The sequence below is a fragment of the Vibrio sp. Vb339 genome (assembly GCF_902751245.1).
GTDB classification, from domain to species: domain Bacteria; phylum Pseudomonadota; class Gammaproteobacteria; order Enterobacterales; family Vibrionaceae; genus Vibrio; species Vibrio coralliirubri.
Window position 1 is genome coordinate 1,118,032 of record NZ_CADDIS010000002.1, and the last position, 14,944, is coordinate 1,132,975.

The following is a 14,944-nucleotide window of genomic DNA, read 5'->3' on the forward strand; positions in this document are numbered from 1 at the left end:
CAGCAACAATATTCGCAGCAATTTCACACAATTTGACTAACAATATTTTTAATCGATTAAAAAAGCCCCACTAAAGAGTGAGGCTTGTTTATCAAAGCAATAAAGCTTAGAAGTAATCGCGAATCAGAACTTCAGCGATTTGAACTGCGTTTGTTGCTGCGCCTTTACGAACGTTATCAGCGACAACCCACATGTTCACGCCGCTGTGATGGCTGATGTCGTTACGAATACGACCAACCATTACGTGGTCTTTACCACCTGCATCACGAACTTGAGTTGGGAAGTCTAGCGCTTGGAATACTTCTACACCTTCTGTGTTCTCTAGAAGCTGAACCACTTGCTCTGCACCGATTGGTGCGCGAGTTTCAATGTGTAGAGATTCTGCGTGACCGTAGAATACCGGTACGCGAACACAAGTCGGGTTCACTGTGATTGAAGAGTCAGCAAAGATTTTTTGAGTTTCCCAAACCATCTTCATCTCTTCACGCGTGTAGCCGTTCTCTGTAAATTCATCGATTTGAGGAATACAGTTGAAAGCGATCTGTTGTGAGAACGCTGAATTTTCAGCTGGCATGCCGTTAAGAAGCTTAGCCGTTTGACCCGCTAGCTCATCGATACCTGGCTTACCTGCACCAGACACTGATTGGTAAGTTGAAACGTTAATACGCTCAAGGCCCACTTCATCGTGAATTGGTTTTAGTGCTACAACCATTTGGATAGTAGAACAGTTAGGGTTCGCAATGATGTTGCGATTACGGAATTCAGCAATTGCTTCAGGGTTCACTTCAGGCACAACCAGAGGAACATCGTATTCGTAACGGAAACGTGATGTGTTATCGATAACAACCACACCTTCATCAGCCGCAATTGGAGCCCAACGCTCTGAAAGCTCGCTACCTGCAGAGAAAAACGCAATATGTACTTGAGACCAATCGAAGTCTTCTACGTTTTGTACTTGTATTGTTTTGCCGTTAAAACGGGAAGTTTTGCCTTCACTACGTTCACTTGCTAGTAAGTGCATTTCACCGACAGGGAATTTACGCTCTTTAAGTACTTCAAGAATGGTTTCACCAACCGCACCAGTCGCACCTAAAATAGCAATATTAAATTCTTGGCTCATTGTTTCTCTCTTTTATAAAGTTGGCTTTACCATAAAACCGAGTTTAGATAACGGCGTTAAATTACAAGATTCGTCGCCCGTTAACTCGACTGCACTGTACTCTCTGCGGTCCCAATATTCTTTACGCATCTTGTCAAAAGAACCCGGCGTAGCGATATTGCGACGGAATAAGGCGTCGTCTTTGCGCACATCATAGATCAACTGAGTCAAATTGTGCAGTGTTGCTTCATCCCAAGCTCTATCTAATTTCATTTGAGGTACAGGCGCTGTCGGCAATAAGTCACTTGCATACGCACGCTGTTCAGTACCTAAAAACTCACAATAACTGTTGAAGATCATCGTGGTACCACGCGCTTTACCCTCTAAACCGTAGCCCGCTACGTGAGGCGTTGCAAAAGCGAGTAACGGAAGAAGCTCAAAGTCGACTTCAGGTTCAAACTCAAACACATCAAGCACTGCAGTAAAACCATCGGCTTTTTGCAGGCGAGCTTTTAGCGCTTGGTTATCAACCACAGGACCGCGAGCTGCATTAATCAGAATTTGATCAGCACGTAAGTTGTTCAGCACTTGCTCACTGATTAAGTGATGCGTTGGAAACTCACCTGTCTTAGTGATCGGTGTGTGTAATGTAATAACGTCTGATTGCTCAAGCAGAGCCTCTAAATCAGTAAATTCGCGAGTGTCACCCTCTTGTTGTTTTAGAGGATCGTTCAGCAGAACTTTAATACCAATGCCTTCTAGGCACTTCGCTAAGTAACTGCCCACTTGACCACAGCCGATAATACCAACCGTTTTATCAAAAACAGAGAAGCCTTGTTGCTGCGCAAGCACCATCATCGCACTGAACGCGTACTCAGCAACACCCACCTTGTTACAACCAGGTGCCGCAGTAAAGAAAATGCCACGCTCTTTCATCAATTCTTGGTCAACGTGATCCATACCAGCCGTCGCAGTACCGACAAACTTCAGCTTATTGGCCTTGCTGATCAATGACTCGTTTACCTTGGTAACAGAGCGAATCATCAATGCGTCTACGTCAACTAGGTCGTCAGCTGTTAATGTGCGACCAGACTTCATTGTCACTTCCCCTAGCTGGCTAAAAAGCGCTTCAGCGTAAGGCATATTTTCGTCGATTAAGATTTTCATTTGGCGAGTACTTTTGTTGGGGTCTATCGACCTAAATGTGAATTGAAATGATTGTGCAAAATTCCACACACGGTGTCGAGTAGCAATTGGAATACATTATAAATAAAGGGCTGAATCACTGAGTCTGCACAAACAACAGGCATAAGATTCCATACCCAAATATCAAACGGCTAAAACGAAAAATGCCCGATTGAATAAACAATCGGGCAAACATCCAGAACAAAAGGATCCTATCTCGCTCTCCAGGAGACAGAGTCTTGCGTCTGTTCAACCAGTACTAACTAAAGTCAGTACTGGTCAAGCTCTGGAAACCTTTCAATCTCTAAACCCAGATTTAAAAACTATGTTTAAAAAACACGTTTACCAACCTACGTCTAAAAACTTTGTTCTGATGGTCATTATTACTGGGTGACCTGTGCGTGTTGAATCGGCACTAGCGCAACCCTTTAACGATTAACCTTGTCTCTGTAACTCAAGCTTAAGTTAAGCTTGGTACTTTTTGATTACTAGCGTTGCGTTCGTACCGCCGAAACCAAAGCTGTTAGACATAACCGTTGTTAGCTCTTGATCACGAGCTTCAGTTACGATGTCTAGGCCAGCAGCAGCTTCGTCTAGGTTCGAAACGTTAATGCTTGGAGCGATAAAGCCGTTGTCTAGCATTAGCGTTGAGTAAATTGCTTCGTGTACGCCAGCAGCACCTAGAGCGTGACCTGTCATCGCTTTAGTTGCAGAAATTGCTGGGCTGTTGCCACCAAATACTTCTTGGATAGCGCCTAGTTCTTTCACGTCGCCAACTGGAGTTGAAGTACCGTGAGTGTTCACGTAGTCAACGCCATCAACGTTTTGCATTGCCATCTTCATACAACGAACCGCACCTTCACCAGAAGGAGCAACCATGTCGTAGCCATCTGAAGTTGCGCCGTAACCTACGATCTCGCCGTAAATTTTCGCGCCACGAGCAACAGCGTGCTCAAGCTCTTCGATAACTAGCATGCCGCCGCCACCAGAGATAACGAAACCATCACGGTCTGCATCGTAGGTACGAGAAGCCAGTTCTGGCGTGTCGTTGTACTTAGTAGAAAGTGCACCCATTGCGTCGAACATCATAGTCAGAGACCAATCCAGTTCTTCACCGCCACCAGCGAATACAACGTCTTGCTTACCAAGTTGGATAAGCTCCATTGCGTGACCAATACAGTGTGCAGATGTCGCACATGCAGAGCTCATAGAGTAGTTCACACCACGGATTTTGAAAGGAGTTGCTAGACAAGCAGAAACCGTAGAAGCCATTGTACGTGGCACCATGTATGGACCAACGCGCTTCACGCCTTTCTCACGGATGATGTCTACCGCGTTTACTTGGTTTAGAGATGAAGCACCACCTGAACCCGCAACGATACCCGTGCGGTCATTAGATACTTGATCTTCAGTTAAACCAGAATCAGCAATTGCTTGCTCCATTGAAAGATAAGCGAATGCCGCTGCATCACCCATAAAGCGCATTTTTTTGCGATCGATATGGTCAGCAGGGTTCATTTTTAGGTTACCCCATACTTGAGAGCGCAAGCCATTTTCCTTGAACTGCTCTGAAGCGGTAATACCAGATTTACCCTCTTTCAGTGATGCTAAAACTTCTTCGACGTTGTTACCGATACTTGAAACAATACCCATACCGGTGATTACGACTCGTTTCATGTGACATTCCTATAATTCTAAATTCAGCTAGATGATAACTAAGAAGCCTAACAAAAGTGGTCAGCTTTCCTAGAAATTCGTACAATCCCTACCAACATATCGCTTCAAATCACAAAATGATAGATTTTATGACTTCAATTACTAATGCAGAACTGGAATGGAATGAGTCTGGCACGCCAGTTTCAGACCAATTTGACGACGTTTACTTCTCCAATGTTAACGGTTTAGAAGAAACTCGCTACGTCTTTTTAAAGCAAAACCACCTTCCAGAGCGTTGGCTTGAACATGAACAACGCCGCTTTGTGATTGCTGAAACCGGCTTTGGCACAGGTTTGAACTTTCTTGCCGTTTGGCAATGGTTCGATGCTTTTCTTAAAGATAACCCACAAGCGATGACCAAAGAGTTACATTTCATCAGTTTTGAAAAATATCCTTTAAATAAAGAGGATCTCATCAAAGCACACCAATCGTGGCCAGAATTAGCCGAGTATGCGACGCAACTCCAAGAACACTACCCTATCGCTCTACCTGAGTGTCACCGCATTGTGCTGGGCGACGGTGCAATCACGCTTGATTTGTGGTTTGGCGATATTAAAGATTGCATGCCTAACGTACCAACCCCACGTGAAGGTTTGGTTGATGCTTGGTTCTTAGATGGTTTTGCTCCGAGCAAGAACCCAGAGATGTGGAATCAAAACCTGTTCAACGGCATGGCCAAGCTCGCTAAGCAAGATTGTAGCTGCGCCACCTTCACCGCTGCCGGCTTTGTTCGCCGTGGCTTAATTGAAGCTGGCTTTGAAATGAAAAAGGTCAAAGGCTTTGGTACTAAGCGAGAAATGATCGCCGGCCGACTTGGCGAAAAGCACGCTCATACCAACATCAAACCTTGGTATGGCCTTTCTCAACACAGTGAATCACAAGACATTGCGATCATTGGTGGGGGTGTCGCCAGTGCTGCATTAGCCAAAACGCTAAGCCGTCGTGGTAAAAACATCACCCTTTATTGTGAACACCCACAAGCTGCGGGCAATGCCTCGGGTAACAACCAAGGAGCGATTTACCCGTTATTGAGTGAAGCGACCTCGAACGTGTCTCGCGTGTTTGGCCCAGGATTACTGTTTGCTCGTCAATTTATTAATCAAGCGGCTCAGTCTATCCAATTTGATCACAACTGGTGCGGAGTGAACATTTTGATGTGGGATCAAGGCTCCACTAAAAAGCTCAACCGCATGTTGGAAGGCAACTTCCACACCGACCTGATTCAGCGTTTATCGCCAGAGCAAGCCAACGAAAAAATTGGCTTACCGGTAGATAAAGAGAGTGTTTACTTTCCGTTGGGCGGCTGGTTAAGCCCTCTTCAACTGACTCAAGGCTTGATTGGCAAGTTAGAAGAGAACAACAAAGTAAGCGCGCACTATCAACATCAAGTAACGCAACTTGAGTGGATCGAAGTTGAACAACAATGGTTACTGACGATTGAGACACCTCAAGGTGAGATTCAAACCAAGCACGACCAAGTAGTTGTCGCGAACGGACACAAGTTCACTCAGTTTGAACAAACTCAGCCAGTGCCACTGACTCCGGTTAAAGGCCAAGTGAGCCATATTCCGACCACGGAAAATCTCAGTAAACTAAAAACCGTGTTGTGCTTTGATGGCTACCTGACGCCACAGAACCCAAACAATGGTCACCACTGTATTGGTGCGAACTACGACAAAACCAATATCGACCAAGAGTTTGATATTGAGGTTCAGCAGCACAATGGTGAGCGCCTACACGGGTCGCTACCAGACCAAGCATGGACAAAAGATGTCGACACCAGTGACAACTTAGCTCGCCAAGGTATCCGTAGTGTAAGCCGCGATCATCTCCCGTTTGTCGGAAACGTTGGTGACTTTGAAGCCATTAAGGAGCAGTACCAAGACCTGCACAACTTCAACCCGCAGCGTGACTCGGTTGAGGATGTTGAAACGGTAACAAGCTTCCCTAACCTATACTGCTTTATCGGGCTAGGCTCACGTGGCTTGAGCTCTGCACCATTATTGGCTGAAGTATTAGCATCACAGATCTGTGGCGATCCGCTACCCTTGCCTGTTGATGTGCTTGAGGCGATTCACCCAAGTCGAATGTGGGTACGCAGACTGCGTAAAGGTAAGGCATTAACGGCTGGATGGGTTGCTGACAAGCATTCTAAATCAAAGCCGTAGTTTCTAGTTCAGCTATTCTGAACATCTGAAATATCTGAATATCTGAAACTAATAAGTTAAAAGCTAAAAAGCCCGAACGACATTGTGTCGCTCGGGCTTTTTGTTATTCGTGTTGCTCTAAACTGATGTTCTAAACGAAGCTGTATTTACAGCTTAGCAACCGCGCCTTTAATCTGTAGAGCGATCTCTTCGTTGCTGATAGAACCAGATTCAAAATCAAAGTTATCGTAGAAACTTGGTACTGAAACTGACGCTTGCACGTTGCCACCGAAGTAAGGTGCAGAACCTGTTGCTGCGCCAAGTACCGTTTGTGCGCCGCCAGGGCCCGGTGAAGTCGCTAGGTAAACCGCCGGCTTCTCGCCAAATACTGAACGCTCAATGCGTGTCGCCCAATCAAATAGGTTTTTATACGCTGCTGGGTAGTGACCATTGTGTTCTGCGAACGAGATAACAAACGCATCAGCTTCAGCTAGATCGCGCAAGAATGCTTGAGCGCCTTCCGCTTGGCCAATCTCTTTTTCAGTGTCCTCACTGAACATAGGAACATTGTAATCGTTGATGTCTAGGACTTTAACTTCAGCACCTTCAATCAAGTTTGCTGCGTAAGTTGCTAGTGTTTTGTTGATTGAGGTAGAACTTGTGCTTGCGCCAAATGCGATAACTTTCATGATGTGACCTTTTCTGTAATTCCGTTAAGTGGGATTAGAATAACGTAGTAAGAAAATGGAACCATCACAAGAAATGAACGGACTCATTCAAAAATTTCGAACGAGTCTCAAATAAACCAGTTCGCTCAGCAAAATGAAAAAGAAGGGACTGAGCGGATAGTGTCAATATATCGAGATTAAGCTTGGTTTTGTAGCTCAACCCAAAGGTCATTAACGATGGTGCGGTCTGCTGGCGTTAGTTCAGAGCGAGCGTCGTCTAGGCTCTGCTCAATACGAGCTTTTACTTCAGCCACATCTTCAATGCCTTCTTCTTCACATGAAGCCACAGAAAAAGAAATATGACCACGTAAGTAACCACCAGCAAACAGTTCATCGTCTGATGCGTTTTCAATGCGAGCATCAATTACTTCAAGTAGTTTTTCTTCAAATTCGATAATCATAATATTCTCTTATTTCACAATAAATTGGCTAGTACATAAAGGTTCTACATCGTAGAAGCTGCGTAATGCTTCAGAGAGCATTTTCACGCGAGGCGGAAGACCAGCTTCAAAGATACCCATGACTTCACTGTGTACTTTATTCATAAAAGCCAAACGATCTGGCTCAAAATCGCCGTGTAGATTGTCACAGCTGACATTAAAAGGAAAGCCCGCACTCATCGCAATGATCCATTCATACGCTTGTGGGCGAATTTCTACTTTTTCAAACTCAGCTTGAACCGCCTCAGTTCTACCATCAGGCTCATACCAATAGCCAAAATCTTCCAACAAACGACGCTCAGGCCCAGCGACACACCAGTGTGCTATTTCGTGAAGGGCAGATGCGTAAAAGCCGCGAGCAAATACGATACGGTGATGAGAAACCTGTTCATCGGCTGGCAGGTAAATAGGCTCGTCTGCACCCAGTTCGAGCTTGGTATTGTAGCTCTCGAAAAAGGTTTGATTGAAAATATCGATGATGTCTGAGTATTGGTGCGTCATAAAATAAAATTTAAGTAAAAAGAACTGGGGCATTTTGCGTTTTTTTCAGCGCTCGGTAAAGCCCTATCACGGGCAATGGCTTTAGGTTGACCCCAATACTTTACCGTGACAATCGATTGCTGATCCCAGATTACACTACTTTGAGGTGAATGATTAGTTTAGCTAATCTGAAATGCCCATTCACGGTACAAATATTCATTCGTCAATCAGCGTTTTTACTACTACACTCGCGCTTCATTTTTATATCACTAAGGCCTATAAGACTCCAATTTATAGACCTATATTATAGAGCTACAGCAATGCTACTAAGTGTTTTGTATATCATTGGCATCACGGCAGAAGCCATGACCGGCGCTCTCAGTGCTGGCAAACAAAAAATGGATTGGTTTGGTGTAATGTTGGTTGCCAGTGCAACGGCAATTGGCGGCGGTACAGTACGAGATATCTTACTTGGCCATTACCCTTTAGGTTGGGTTGAGAACCCTCAGTATCTAGCGATCACCTGTATCGCAGGTGTTATCACAACAGGACTGGCTAAATGGGTAATCAAGCTCAAAGGGCTATTCATTCGTTTGGATGCACTAGGGCTTATCGTGTTCAGTATCATTGGTACTAAGGTAGCGATGACCATGGGTCTGCACCCAATGATCTGCATGGTGTCTGCGCTAGTCACCGGTGTCTTTGGTGGTTTGCTGCGAGATCTTATCTGTCGTCAAACACCATTGGTATTGCATGAAGAGCTGTATGCATCTGTCGCACTTGTCGCTTCAGGTTTATACCTAGGTTTGCTTGAGCTTGGCATCAACGACGTAACCGCGACGATTGTTACGCTTGTGGTTGGTTACTTGCTGCGCATGGCGGCCGTGCGATTCAAGTGGCGTTTACCTTCGTTCCAGCTTGATCCGGAAAGCTCGGTACATTAGATAATATATTCTCAATTACGCACAATATAAAAAGGGTTGCTTCATTACGAAGCAACCCTTTTTTTTGTTTCTATCAAATCAGCTTCAAATCTGTTCTGAATAAAACGAAGCAGAACTAGATTTTTGGCGTTTCAGTTGTCACACCAAAGTTTTGACCACGGTGACGTAGTAAGTGATCAAGCAATACAATCGCTAACATCGCTTCTGCTATCGGCACAGCACGGATACCCACACATGGATCATGACGACCTTTAGTGATTAACTGCGTTGCTTCACCGTCTTTAGTGATCGTGTCACCAGGAACGGTAATGCTTGATGTTGGTTTAAGCGCAATGCTTGCCACAATATCTTGACCAGTAGAAATACCACCTAAGATACCGCCAGCATGGTTGCTGCTGAAACCTTCTGGAGTTAATGGATCACGGTGTTCACTACCGCGTTGATTAACCACATCAAAACCATCACCAATCTCAACACCTTTCACCGCATTGATGCTCATTAGAGCGTGCGCGATGTCTGCATCTAGACGATCAAAGATTGGCTCACCAAGGCCTACAGGCACTTTCGTCGCAACAACTTGAATCTTCGCACCGATCGAGTTGCCTTCTTTTAGCAAGTCACGAATCAGTTGGTCAAATTCCGGTACTTTGTCGGCATCTGGACAGAAGAAAGCGTTGTTTTCAATCTCGTTCCAATCCACTTTATCAATTGAGATATCACCCATTTGAGAAAGGTAAGCTTGGATTTCAACACCAAATTCTTGTTTTAAGTATTTCTTCGCAATTGCACCTGCCGCTACACGCATTGCAGTTTCACGAGCTGAAGAACGACCACCACCTCGGTAATCACGCACACCGTACTTTTGATGGTACGTATAGTCAGCGTGTCCAGGGCGGAACTTGTCTTTAATTTCGGAATAGTCTTTAGAGCGTTGGTCTGTATTTTCAATCAATAGACCAATAGAAGTGCCCGTAGTTTGGCCTTCAAATACACCTGATAAGATTTTCACTTCATCCGCTTCACGGCGAGCCGTTGTATAGCGAGAAGTACCAGGGCGACGACGATCCAAATCTCTTTGAAGGTCTGCTTCGGTAATTTCTAATCCTGGTGGGCACCCATCTACGATACATCCTAGTGCGATACCGTGACTTTCTCCGAACGTGGTCACGCGGAAATGTTGTCCGATACTGTTTCCTGCCATTACTTCCTCTAAATCAGCTATTGAGCAGAAGGTTTGATTCCTAAACCCACTGACGAATAGCTTTACTTGTCTATTCTTCGTGAATTCATAGTGGCTTTATTACCAAATGATGTAAACCCCAAAAAACGAACAATTTTAACTTTCTATTACATGAGCCGAATGAAATGAATGACGAGGAGAAATGAGCGTCGCTTTGAAGTGGCTATTTTCACCAGTAACATTGTCCAATTAACAAAGGTTAATGAAGTCACTTCAAATACTCTCTATGTTGTAGCCCACAATAATAAGGAGAAAAATAATGATTGAGTGGAGAGTTAAAAAGTTCGCAGATCTGTCTGTTCAAGAGCTCTATGATTTCTTGCAGCAAAGAGTTGATATTTTTATCGTGGATATGAACACGCCCTACAGCGATTTGGATGGCAAAGATAACCATCCGGAGACTTATCACGTCATGGGCTACGAGAACGGACACTTAGTGGCTTACAGTCGAATTATGGCTCAGAAACTTGGGTATCCAACCGATGTTCTTCCCCTGCTCGATTCAGACGCCAACGATGTTTGTATCGGACGAGTGATTGTCGCGAAGGGCTATCGAGGCAAACAAATAGGTAACCAACTCATGCAGGTGAGTTTTGATGCAACTCGAAAGATTTACCCTGACTGCTCAATTTTCATTTCGGCACAAGCGCACCTTAAAGACTACTATGGTAAATTCGGTTTCGACGTGGTGACGGATAGTTACTTAGAAGATGGGTGTACGATGTTAGGCCTTCGATTTATTCCAGAGGTCGTGATGGTTTAGCTGAAAGCGGCAGACGCAGTATAAGTACTCGTTTTTATAGATTGAGAAGATTCCTCTAGTTTAGTGGCACTTACCTCCCCAGTTAACATACCAAACAAGCCTCTCATTCGCATGAAAGGCTTAAGTTTGAACAGTTACGTAGAATTTAGGGCCTTCTCGAAATCAGCAGAGCTCTTTCTGTGGCTTGCTAGGCTCTAATCCCCAATCAACGACACAGGTGTGCTCGACCGGGTCGTAGAGGTTTTTCTGTGCGATGCTGTTGAGTATTTTGGCACCTCGCCACGCAGCTAAGCTTAATTGTGGCTCTGCGATACCATGACTTCCCATACCAGTATTAACCATATATATACGATTATGCTCCCCACCGTCCCATTCTACAGAGAAGTCTTCTGCCAATTTAGGACGCCCATGATAATCCCATTTGATTTGTTCATGTAACGCGTTTAGACAGCTTGGTGTTACGCGCTTAAAACCAGTGCACATCACAACAACGTCCGCTGTAATCTGTGATATTTCGCCTGTTAAGCTATGTTCAAGTGTCAATTGGTAACCTGTGCTATCACGTTGCATCTCAATTAAGGAGCGGCTTGGTTGAATGCTCCACCATGGTCTATTTCTCAACACAAACTTATCATGGTACAAACGCTGATAAATCCCCTGAAGGCACTCGCTTGTGATTCCATCGCTGGTTAGCTTTTGTCGCCCTACTTCGCTATCTTTCACTTTTTGATCAAGTTGATAGAATCCATTCACATAATCTGGCATGAAATACTGGTCAGTAAAGCATCCTTCATCAAGTACCTCGATATTCGCTCTTCTCGACACCCAATGAAGCTCAGATAACGCACCGAACTGTTGATCAAAACTATGTTGGAAAACATCTGCTCCCGTTTGCCCTCCGCCGATCACGGCAACTCGTTTACCTTCAAATTGAGGAGCACGCAAAGCCAGCTCACTGGCATGGAAGCACTCATCGCCCATGTGTAGCATTGCACATTCAGGAACGGTTGGTACAACACCGGTTCCCATGACAAGGTTTTTTGCATAAAAGATGTGGTTTTCCGTTACTACCTTGAATAAACCATCGTTGTTTTCAATATGAATGACTTCTTGGCTAAATTTTACATTGGGTAGTTGATTCGCCACCCAACCCATATAATCTGAAAACTCTAAACGTCCTATCGTGTTCTGTCCCGAAGCCATAAACGGGTAGAACTTTCTGTTCAAGACTAGATAGTTGAGAAAACTGTAAGGGCTAGTTGGGTCAACCGCAGTCACTAAATCTTTTAAGAATGATGTTTGCATTTTTGCATCGTCCAGTAGCAACCCAGGATGCCATGCAAAGTGAGAACGCTTATCTAGAAATAGCGTGTTTAGTTCAGGTTGTTGGGCAGCCAAAGCGGCAATACTTAAGTTAAATGGACCTAAGCCGACACCAATCACATCATAAATAATGTCCATCTCGAAACGTTCGTTATCGTTATTCATTATTTTCCCTTTTCAATACCAAATATCTAAAATGCAAACTGTTCAAAGAAGCGTTTTCTACCGCACAAAATGAACGCTGAACGTTTATGAGGAAAATCAAATTCAAACAATTTTTTCATCCCTACTCGCGAGTTCAACTTGAGCACTCGATGGTTATCGGCTCTTGGCTCACCGACCACAGACTCCATTCTTGGTTCCTGCATGAAACAGTATTGAACAACTGCCCTTCCCCAAGTATCAAAGTAAGGAAGACCTCTATACGCTAAGTTGCCCACCAGCATATGCACGCCTTTATCAAACAATCCGTATTCGTAAAATGGACCAATTCTGTCTTCGGCTGCCCAGTAGATTTCAAAATAGCCGAAAGGCACACCATCAAACTCCCCGATCACACCGTAGGCATGTTTGTCCTGTTTTTGCTGCTCAAGATAGTTTCGATGTGTCGACAACTCTCCCTCTAGCTCCCACATTTGGGCAACAGAAGGCTCATTGTGCCAACGGTGGAATGTGTTTAAGTCCCTAGCGATATCAATTACTCTCAAGGTAACCGTACGTTTCAAGTGGTAGTAATATCGCTGAAAAACGATACCTTCAGGGTGATCTGGTCGAACAGGGTGTGTCGAACCATTCTCTGCTGTCGTGAATACAAGAGGGTTCGAATCCTGAGCTGTATGCAACCAAATGGGTGCTGACTCTAAAAACTCACTGAACTCAATCGTCTTTTCTCCACCTGGCCAATTGGTCACGTTAATACGATTCAGATCCATAGAGAAAAACGTGTGTTCAACAGCACTCCACCAAAGTATGGAATCATTGATGTCAGTTGTGTTGCACGTTAAAGCGCCAGTCTTCCCACCTTCTCTTTCCGCATTAAATTGAGCAACTACTTTGCCATATTCAATGAGACTGAAAGTCAAAGCCCCATCCGAACTCTCTCGATCAAGTATTGTGACAGTTCGACCTGAAGGAAGTGGTTTGTGGATACGTACGCCTTCATTTTCTGACTCTTTCCAAACAAGTGGATTAGCGACCTCGCAGTAAATGATTGATGGATCTTTCATCGTCGCTTCATTAAACGCCGATAAGAAGCACATAAAATTGCGTTTCCACCGTAAGGTTGGAGAGTTAAGAATATAGTGATAAAAAGTGTCATCTTTAGGATTTAGCTTGGATAAGGCGTCAAACTGATTGCGGCATAATGCCCATAAATCGGTTTCTTCAATAAATCCTAGCGCGCCAATAGCCGCAATCGTATTTAGTAGAGAGTTCCCAATAACATAGTAAGCGTGATAAGGGTTGAGCTCTCCAGCTTCCATAAAGTATTCCGGTTGCTCACGCTCCAAAACATCAGAGAACACATCCATTGCTAGTGACGTTAAACCAAAACCTTGGCAGTCTCGAACCGCAACGCCAACAGGCAAACCTTGCTCTACTTCAACCATTAAGTTTTGCTGATGAGCAAGCATCACAATGCCATAGTCAGCACGCGCGACACAGATTGGCGCAATGACCTTTTCCATAAATGCGCTCATCCAGTGCCTCGCTGCGAGTTCAAGGCTTTGTCCTTGGATTTGGGCAGACTGTCGAATCCACTGTTCAAGCTCACTAGTCTTATCACCGACTGCGTCTTGGTTTAGTGTTGCCAACATGTGGAAGCGACTCGCGGTAGAATCAGATGCTTGTTCAGCTTCAACAAAGAAAGGATTCACTCTAAAGCATACCAACGGTAGATCTAGGACCGCTTGATCCTGTCCGACAATAGAACACCACATAGGCTCTTCAATAAAATTGGCGAAATTCAAACGTTGTTTTAATTCCTCCCCTGCAGCAGTCTTCATCAACTTACTAAATTGAGTCCCGCGCCTCGCTTCAGGCTCGGTCATAAGACGCAGAGAATTAGTCAAACGAACCGGTAAGGATACCTTTAGCATCCATTTACAATTCGGATGATAAATAGCACGTGAGGAAGATGTTGCTGTCCACCCATCGCTCTTTAGACCTAAATCAAGAGTATAAGCCTGCAGAACCTGACAATTTGCTTGTGCTTTTCGCCACTCTCTTGCTTGGAGCGGATGCATGGGAACTGGCACCCATTCTGCATCTGGTAATGAAGAACCGCCTTGAGTGTGACAGCTCAGAAACATTTCTTTTAGTTCATATTTCAAACTCCCGGAAACGTATTCACCAGCGAGCTTATCTTCTTTTACGGCAAACCATTCCACGGCGAATTCACCGGCGAACTCAGGTAAGTACGCTTCTTGCTCTTGTTGGTTCAGAGGCTCATTACACTTAGGTGCCGGATGCATACTGTGTCCACCACTAAGTGCCTGTTCTGATGTGATAAAACCTTGCAAATCATGTCTAGATTGACGCAAAGCCAATGCAGAAGATGCCCGCTTTACATAATCATTTGAGTTTTCAACACGTTGTAAAAACAGCGCTTTTTTATCTTTATCAACGTCAGGGAAGTAACGATCAACCAACAAAGAAGCAGCTTGAGAAAAAGGTATTTGTGATAATTTATCTAGCTCTCGAAGCAGTACTTTTCCACTATATCGATGACGACCTGAGGCTGATATATAGGTGAGAGGTATCTCTAATTGCCTATGACTGTTCAAATCAACATGAATACAGTTGTCCTTGATTTGATATTCAGATGTTTCAAGCAGCAAGCTGTTTAAGAAGTGCTGCATCGTAAGTAAATGCGTCATTTA

At 44.4% G+C, this 14,944-nt stretch carries 12 protein-coding genes; 3 read left to right on the plus strand and 9 right to left on the minus strand.

What is annotated here, in order from left to right; all coding sequences use genetic code 11:
* Positions 1–106: 106 nt before the first annotated feature.
* The 3 genes from HRQ85_RS13605 to fabB form a co-directional block, all read right to left on the minus strand.
* A complete protein-coding gene (locus tag HRQ85_RS13605; RefSeq protein WP_017062350.1) occupies positions 107–1,120 on the minus strand; it encodes an aspartate-semialdehyde dehydrogenase in 1,014 nt (337 codons plus the stop codon).
* Positions 1,121–1,132: 12 nt separating this feature from the next.
* Positions 1,133–2,266: a 4-phosphoerythronate dehydrogenase gene (locus HRQ85_RS13610; protein WP_172379846.1), complete on the minus strand. Its 1,134-nt coding sequence runs from the start codon at positions 2,264–2,266 to the stop codon at positions 1,133–1,135.
* Positions 2,267–2,749: 483 nt separating this feature from the next.
* Positions 2,750–3,961, minus strand: coding sequence for a beta-ketoacyl-ACP synthase I (fabB, locus tag HRQ85_RS13615; RefSeq protein ID WP_017062353.1), 1,212 nt, complete (start codon positions 3,959–3,961; stop codon positions 2,750–2,752).
* A 56-nt stretch (positions 3,962–4,017) separates the two neighbouring features.
* Between fabB and mnmC the strand changes: the two genes are divergently transcribed.
* Positions 4,018–6,168 carry a bifunctional tRNA (5-methylaminomethyl-2-thiouridine)(34)-methyltransferase MnmD/FAD-dependent 5-carboxymethylaminomethyl-2-thiouridine(34) oxidoreductase MnmC gene (mnmC, locus tag HRQ85_RS13620; RefSeq protein ID WP_172379847.1) on the plus strand — a complete coding sequence of 717 codons (2,151 nt, stop codon included), beginning with the start codon at positions 4,018–4,020 and terminating at the stop codon, positions 6,166–6,168.
* Between the two features lie 146 nt (positions 6,169–6,314).
* On the opposite strand, the gene HRQ85_RS13625 is transcribed toward mnmC, so the two are convergent.
* From HRQ85_RS13625 to HRQ85_RS13635, 3 genes are all read right to left on the minus strand, one after another.
* Positions 6,315–6,836 carry an NADPH-dependent FMN reductase gene (locus HRQ85_RS13625; protein ID WP_050643037.1) on the minus strand — a complete coding sequence of 174 codons (522 nt, stop codon included), beginning with the start codon at positions 6,834–6,836 and terminating at the stop codon, positions 6,315–6,317.
* Positions 6,837–7,012: 176 nt separating this feature from the next.
* Entirely contained in the window at positions 7,013–7,276 is a 264-nt protein-coding gene (locus HRQ85_RS13630) for a YfcL family protein (RefSeq protein WP_172379848.1), read from the minus strand.
* Between the two features lie 9 nt (positions 7,277–7,285).
* On the minus strand, positions 7,286–7,816 hold the full coding sequence (locus HRQ85_RS13635; protein ID WP_172379849.1) for an elongation factor P hydroxylase: 531 nt from the start codon (positions 7,814–7,816) through the stop codon (positions 7,286–7,288).
* A gap of 299 nt (positions 7,817–8,115) precedes the next feature.
* On the opposite strand from HRQ85_RS13635, the gene HRQ85_RS13640 reads away from it, so the two are divergent.
* Positions 8,116–8,739 carry a trimeric intracellular cation channel family protein gene (locus HRQ85_RS13640; RefSeq protein ID WP_004734183.1) on the plus strand — a complete coding sequence of 208 codons (624 nt, stop codon included), beginning with the start codon at positions 8,116–8,118 and terminating at the stop codon, positions 8,737–8,739.
* A gap of 115 nt (positions 8,740–8,854) precedes the next feature.
* On the opposite strand, the gene aroC is transcribed toward HRQ85_RS13640, so the two are convergent.
* Entirely contained in the window at positions 8,855–9,940 is a 1,086-nt protein-coding gene (aroC, locus tag HRQ85_RS13645) for a chorismate synthase (RefSeq protein ID WP_004734182.1), read from the minus strand.
* Between the two features lie 298 nt (positions 9,941–10,238).
* Between aroC and HRQ85_RS13650 the strand changes: the two genes are divergently transcribed.
* A complete protein-coding gene (locus tag HRQ85_RS13650) occupies positions 10,239–10,742 on the plus strand; it encodes a GNAT family N-acetyltransferase (protein ID WP_172379850.1) in 504 nt (167 codons plus the stop codon).
* Between the two features lie 162 nt (positions 10,743–10,904).
* Here HRQ85_RS13650 and HRQ85_RS13655 read toward each other — a convergent pair whose 3' ends face one another.
* A complete protein-coding gene (locus tag HRQ85_RS13655) occupies positions 10,905–12,230 on the minus strand; it encodes a lysine N(6)-hydroxylase/L-ornithine N(5)-oxygenase family protein (RefSeq protein ID WP_216655513.1) in 1,326 nt (441 codons plus the stop codon).
* Positions 12,231–12,256: 26 nt separating this feature from the next.
* The gene (locus tag HRQ85_RS13660) at positions 12,257–14,941 is read right to left on the minus strand and encodes a GNAT family N-acetyltransferase (protein ID WP_172379851.1); all 2,685 of its coding nucleotides are present in this window, start codon (positions 14,939–14,941) and stop codon (positions 12,257–12,259) included.
* Positions 14,942–14,944: the final 3 nt, after the last annotated feature.

Bases quoted from the DNA above. Each gene is read 5' to 3' on its own strand.
- HRQ85_RS13660 (WP_172379851.1), bottom strand. From the start codon at position 14,941: ATGACGCATTTACTTACGATGCAGCACTTCTTAAACAGCTTGCTGCTT.
- HRQ85_RS13640 (WP_004734183.1), top strand. From the start codon at position 8,116: ATGCTACTAAGTGTTTTGTATATCATTGGCATCACGGCAGAAGCCATG.
- HRQ85_RS13635 (WP_172379849.1), bottom strand. From the start codon at position 7,816: ATGACGCACCAATACTCAGACATCATCGATATTTTCAATCAAACCTTT.
- HRQ85_RS13625 (WP_050643037.1), bottom strand. From the start codon at position 6,836: ATGAAAGTTATCGCATTTGGCGCAAGCACAAGTTCTACCTCAATCAAC.
- HRQ85_RS13650 (WP_172379850.1), top strand. From the start codon at position 10,239: ATGATTGAGTGGAGAGTTAAAAAGTTCGCAGATCTGTCTGTTCAAGAG.
- HRQ85_RS13610 (WP_172379846.1), bottom strand. From the start codon at position 2,266: ATGAAAATCTTAATCGACGAAAATATGCCTTACGCTGAAGCGCTTTTT.
- HRQ85_RS13630 (WP_172379848.1), bottom strand. From the start codon at position 7,276: ATGATTATCGAATTTGAAGAAAAACTACTTGAAGTAATTGATGCTCGC.
- HRQ85_RS13655 (WP_216655513.1), bottom strand. From the start codon at position 12,230: ATGAATAACGATAACGAACGTTTCGAGATGGACATTATTTATGATGTG.
- fabB (WP_017062353.1), bottom strand. From the start codon at position 3,961: ATGAAACGAGTCGTAATCACCGGTATGGGTATTGTTTCAAGTATCGGT.
- HRQ85_RS13605 (WP_017062350.1), bottom strand. From the start codon at position 1,120: ATGAGCCAAGAATTTAATATTGCTATTTTAGGTGCGACTGGTGCGGTT.
- aroC (WP_004734182.1), bottom strand. From the start codon at position 9,940: ATGGCAGGAAACAGTATCGGACAACATTTCCGCGTGACCACGTTCGGA.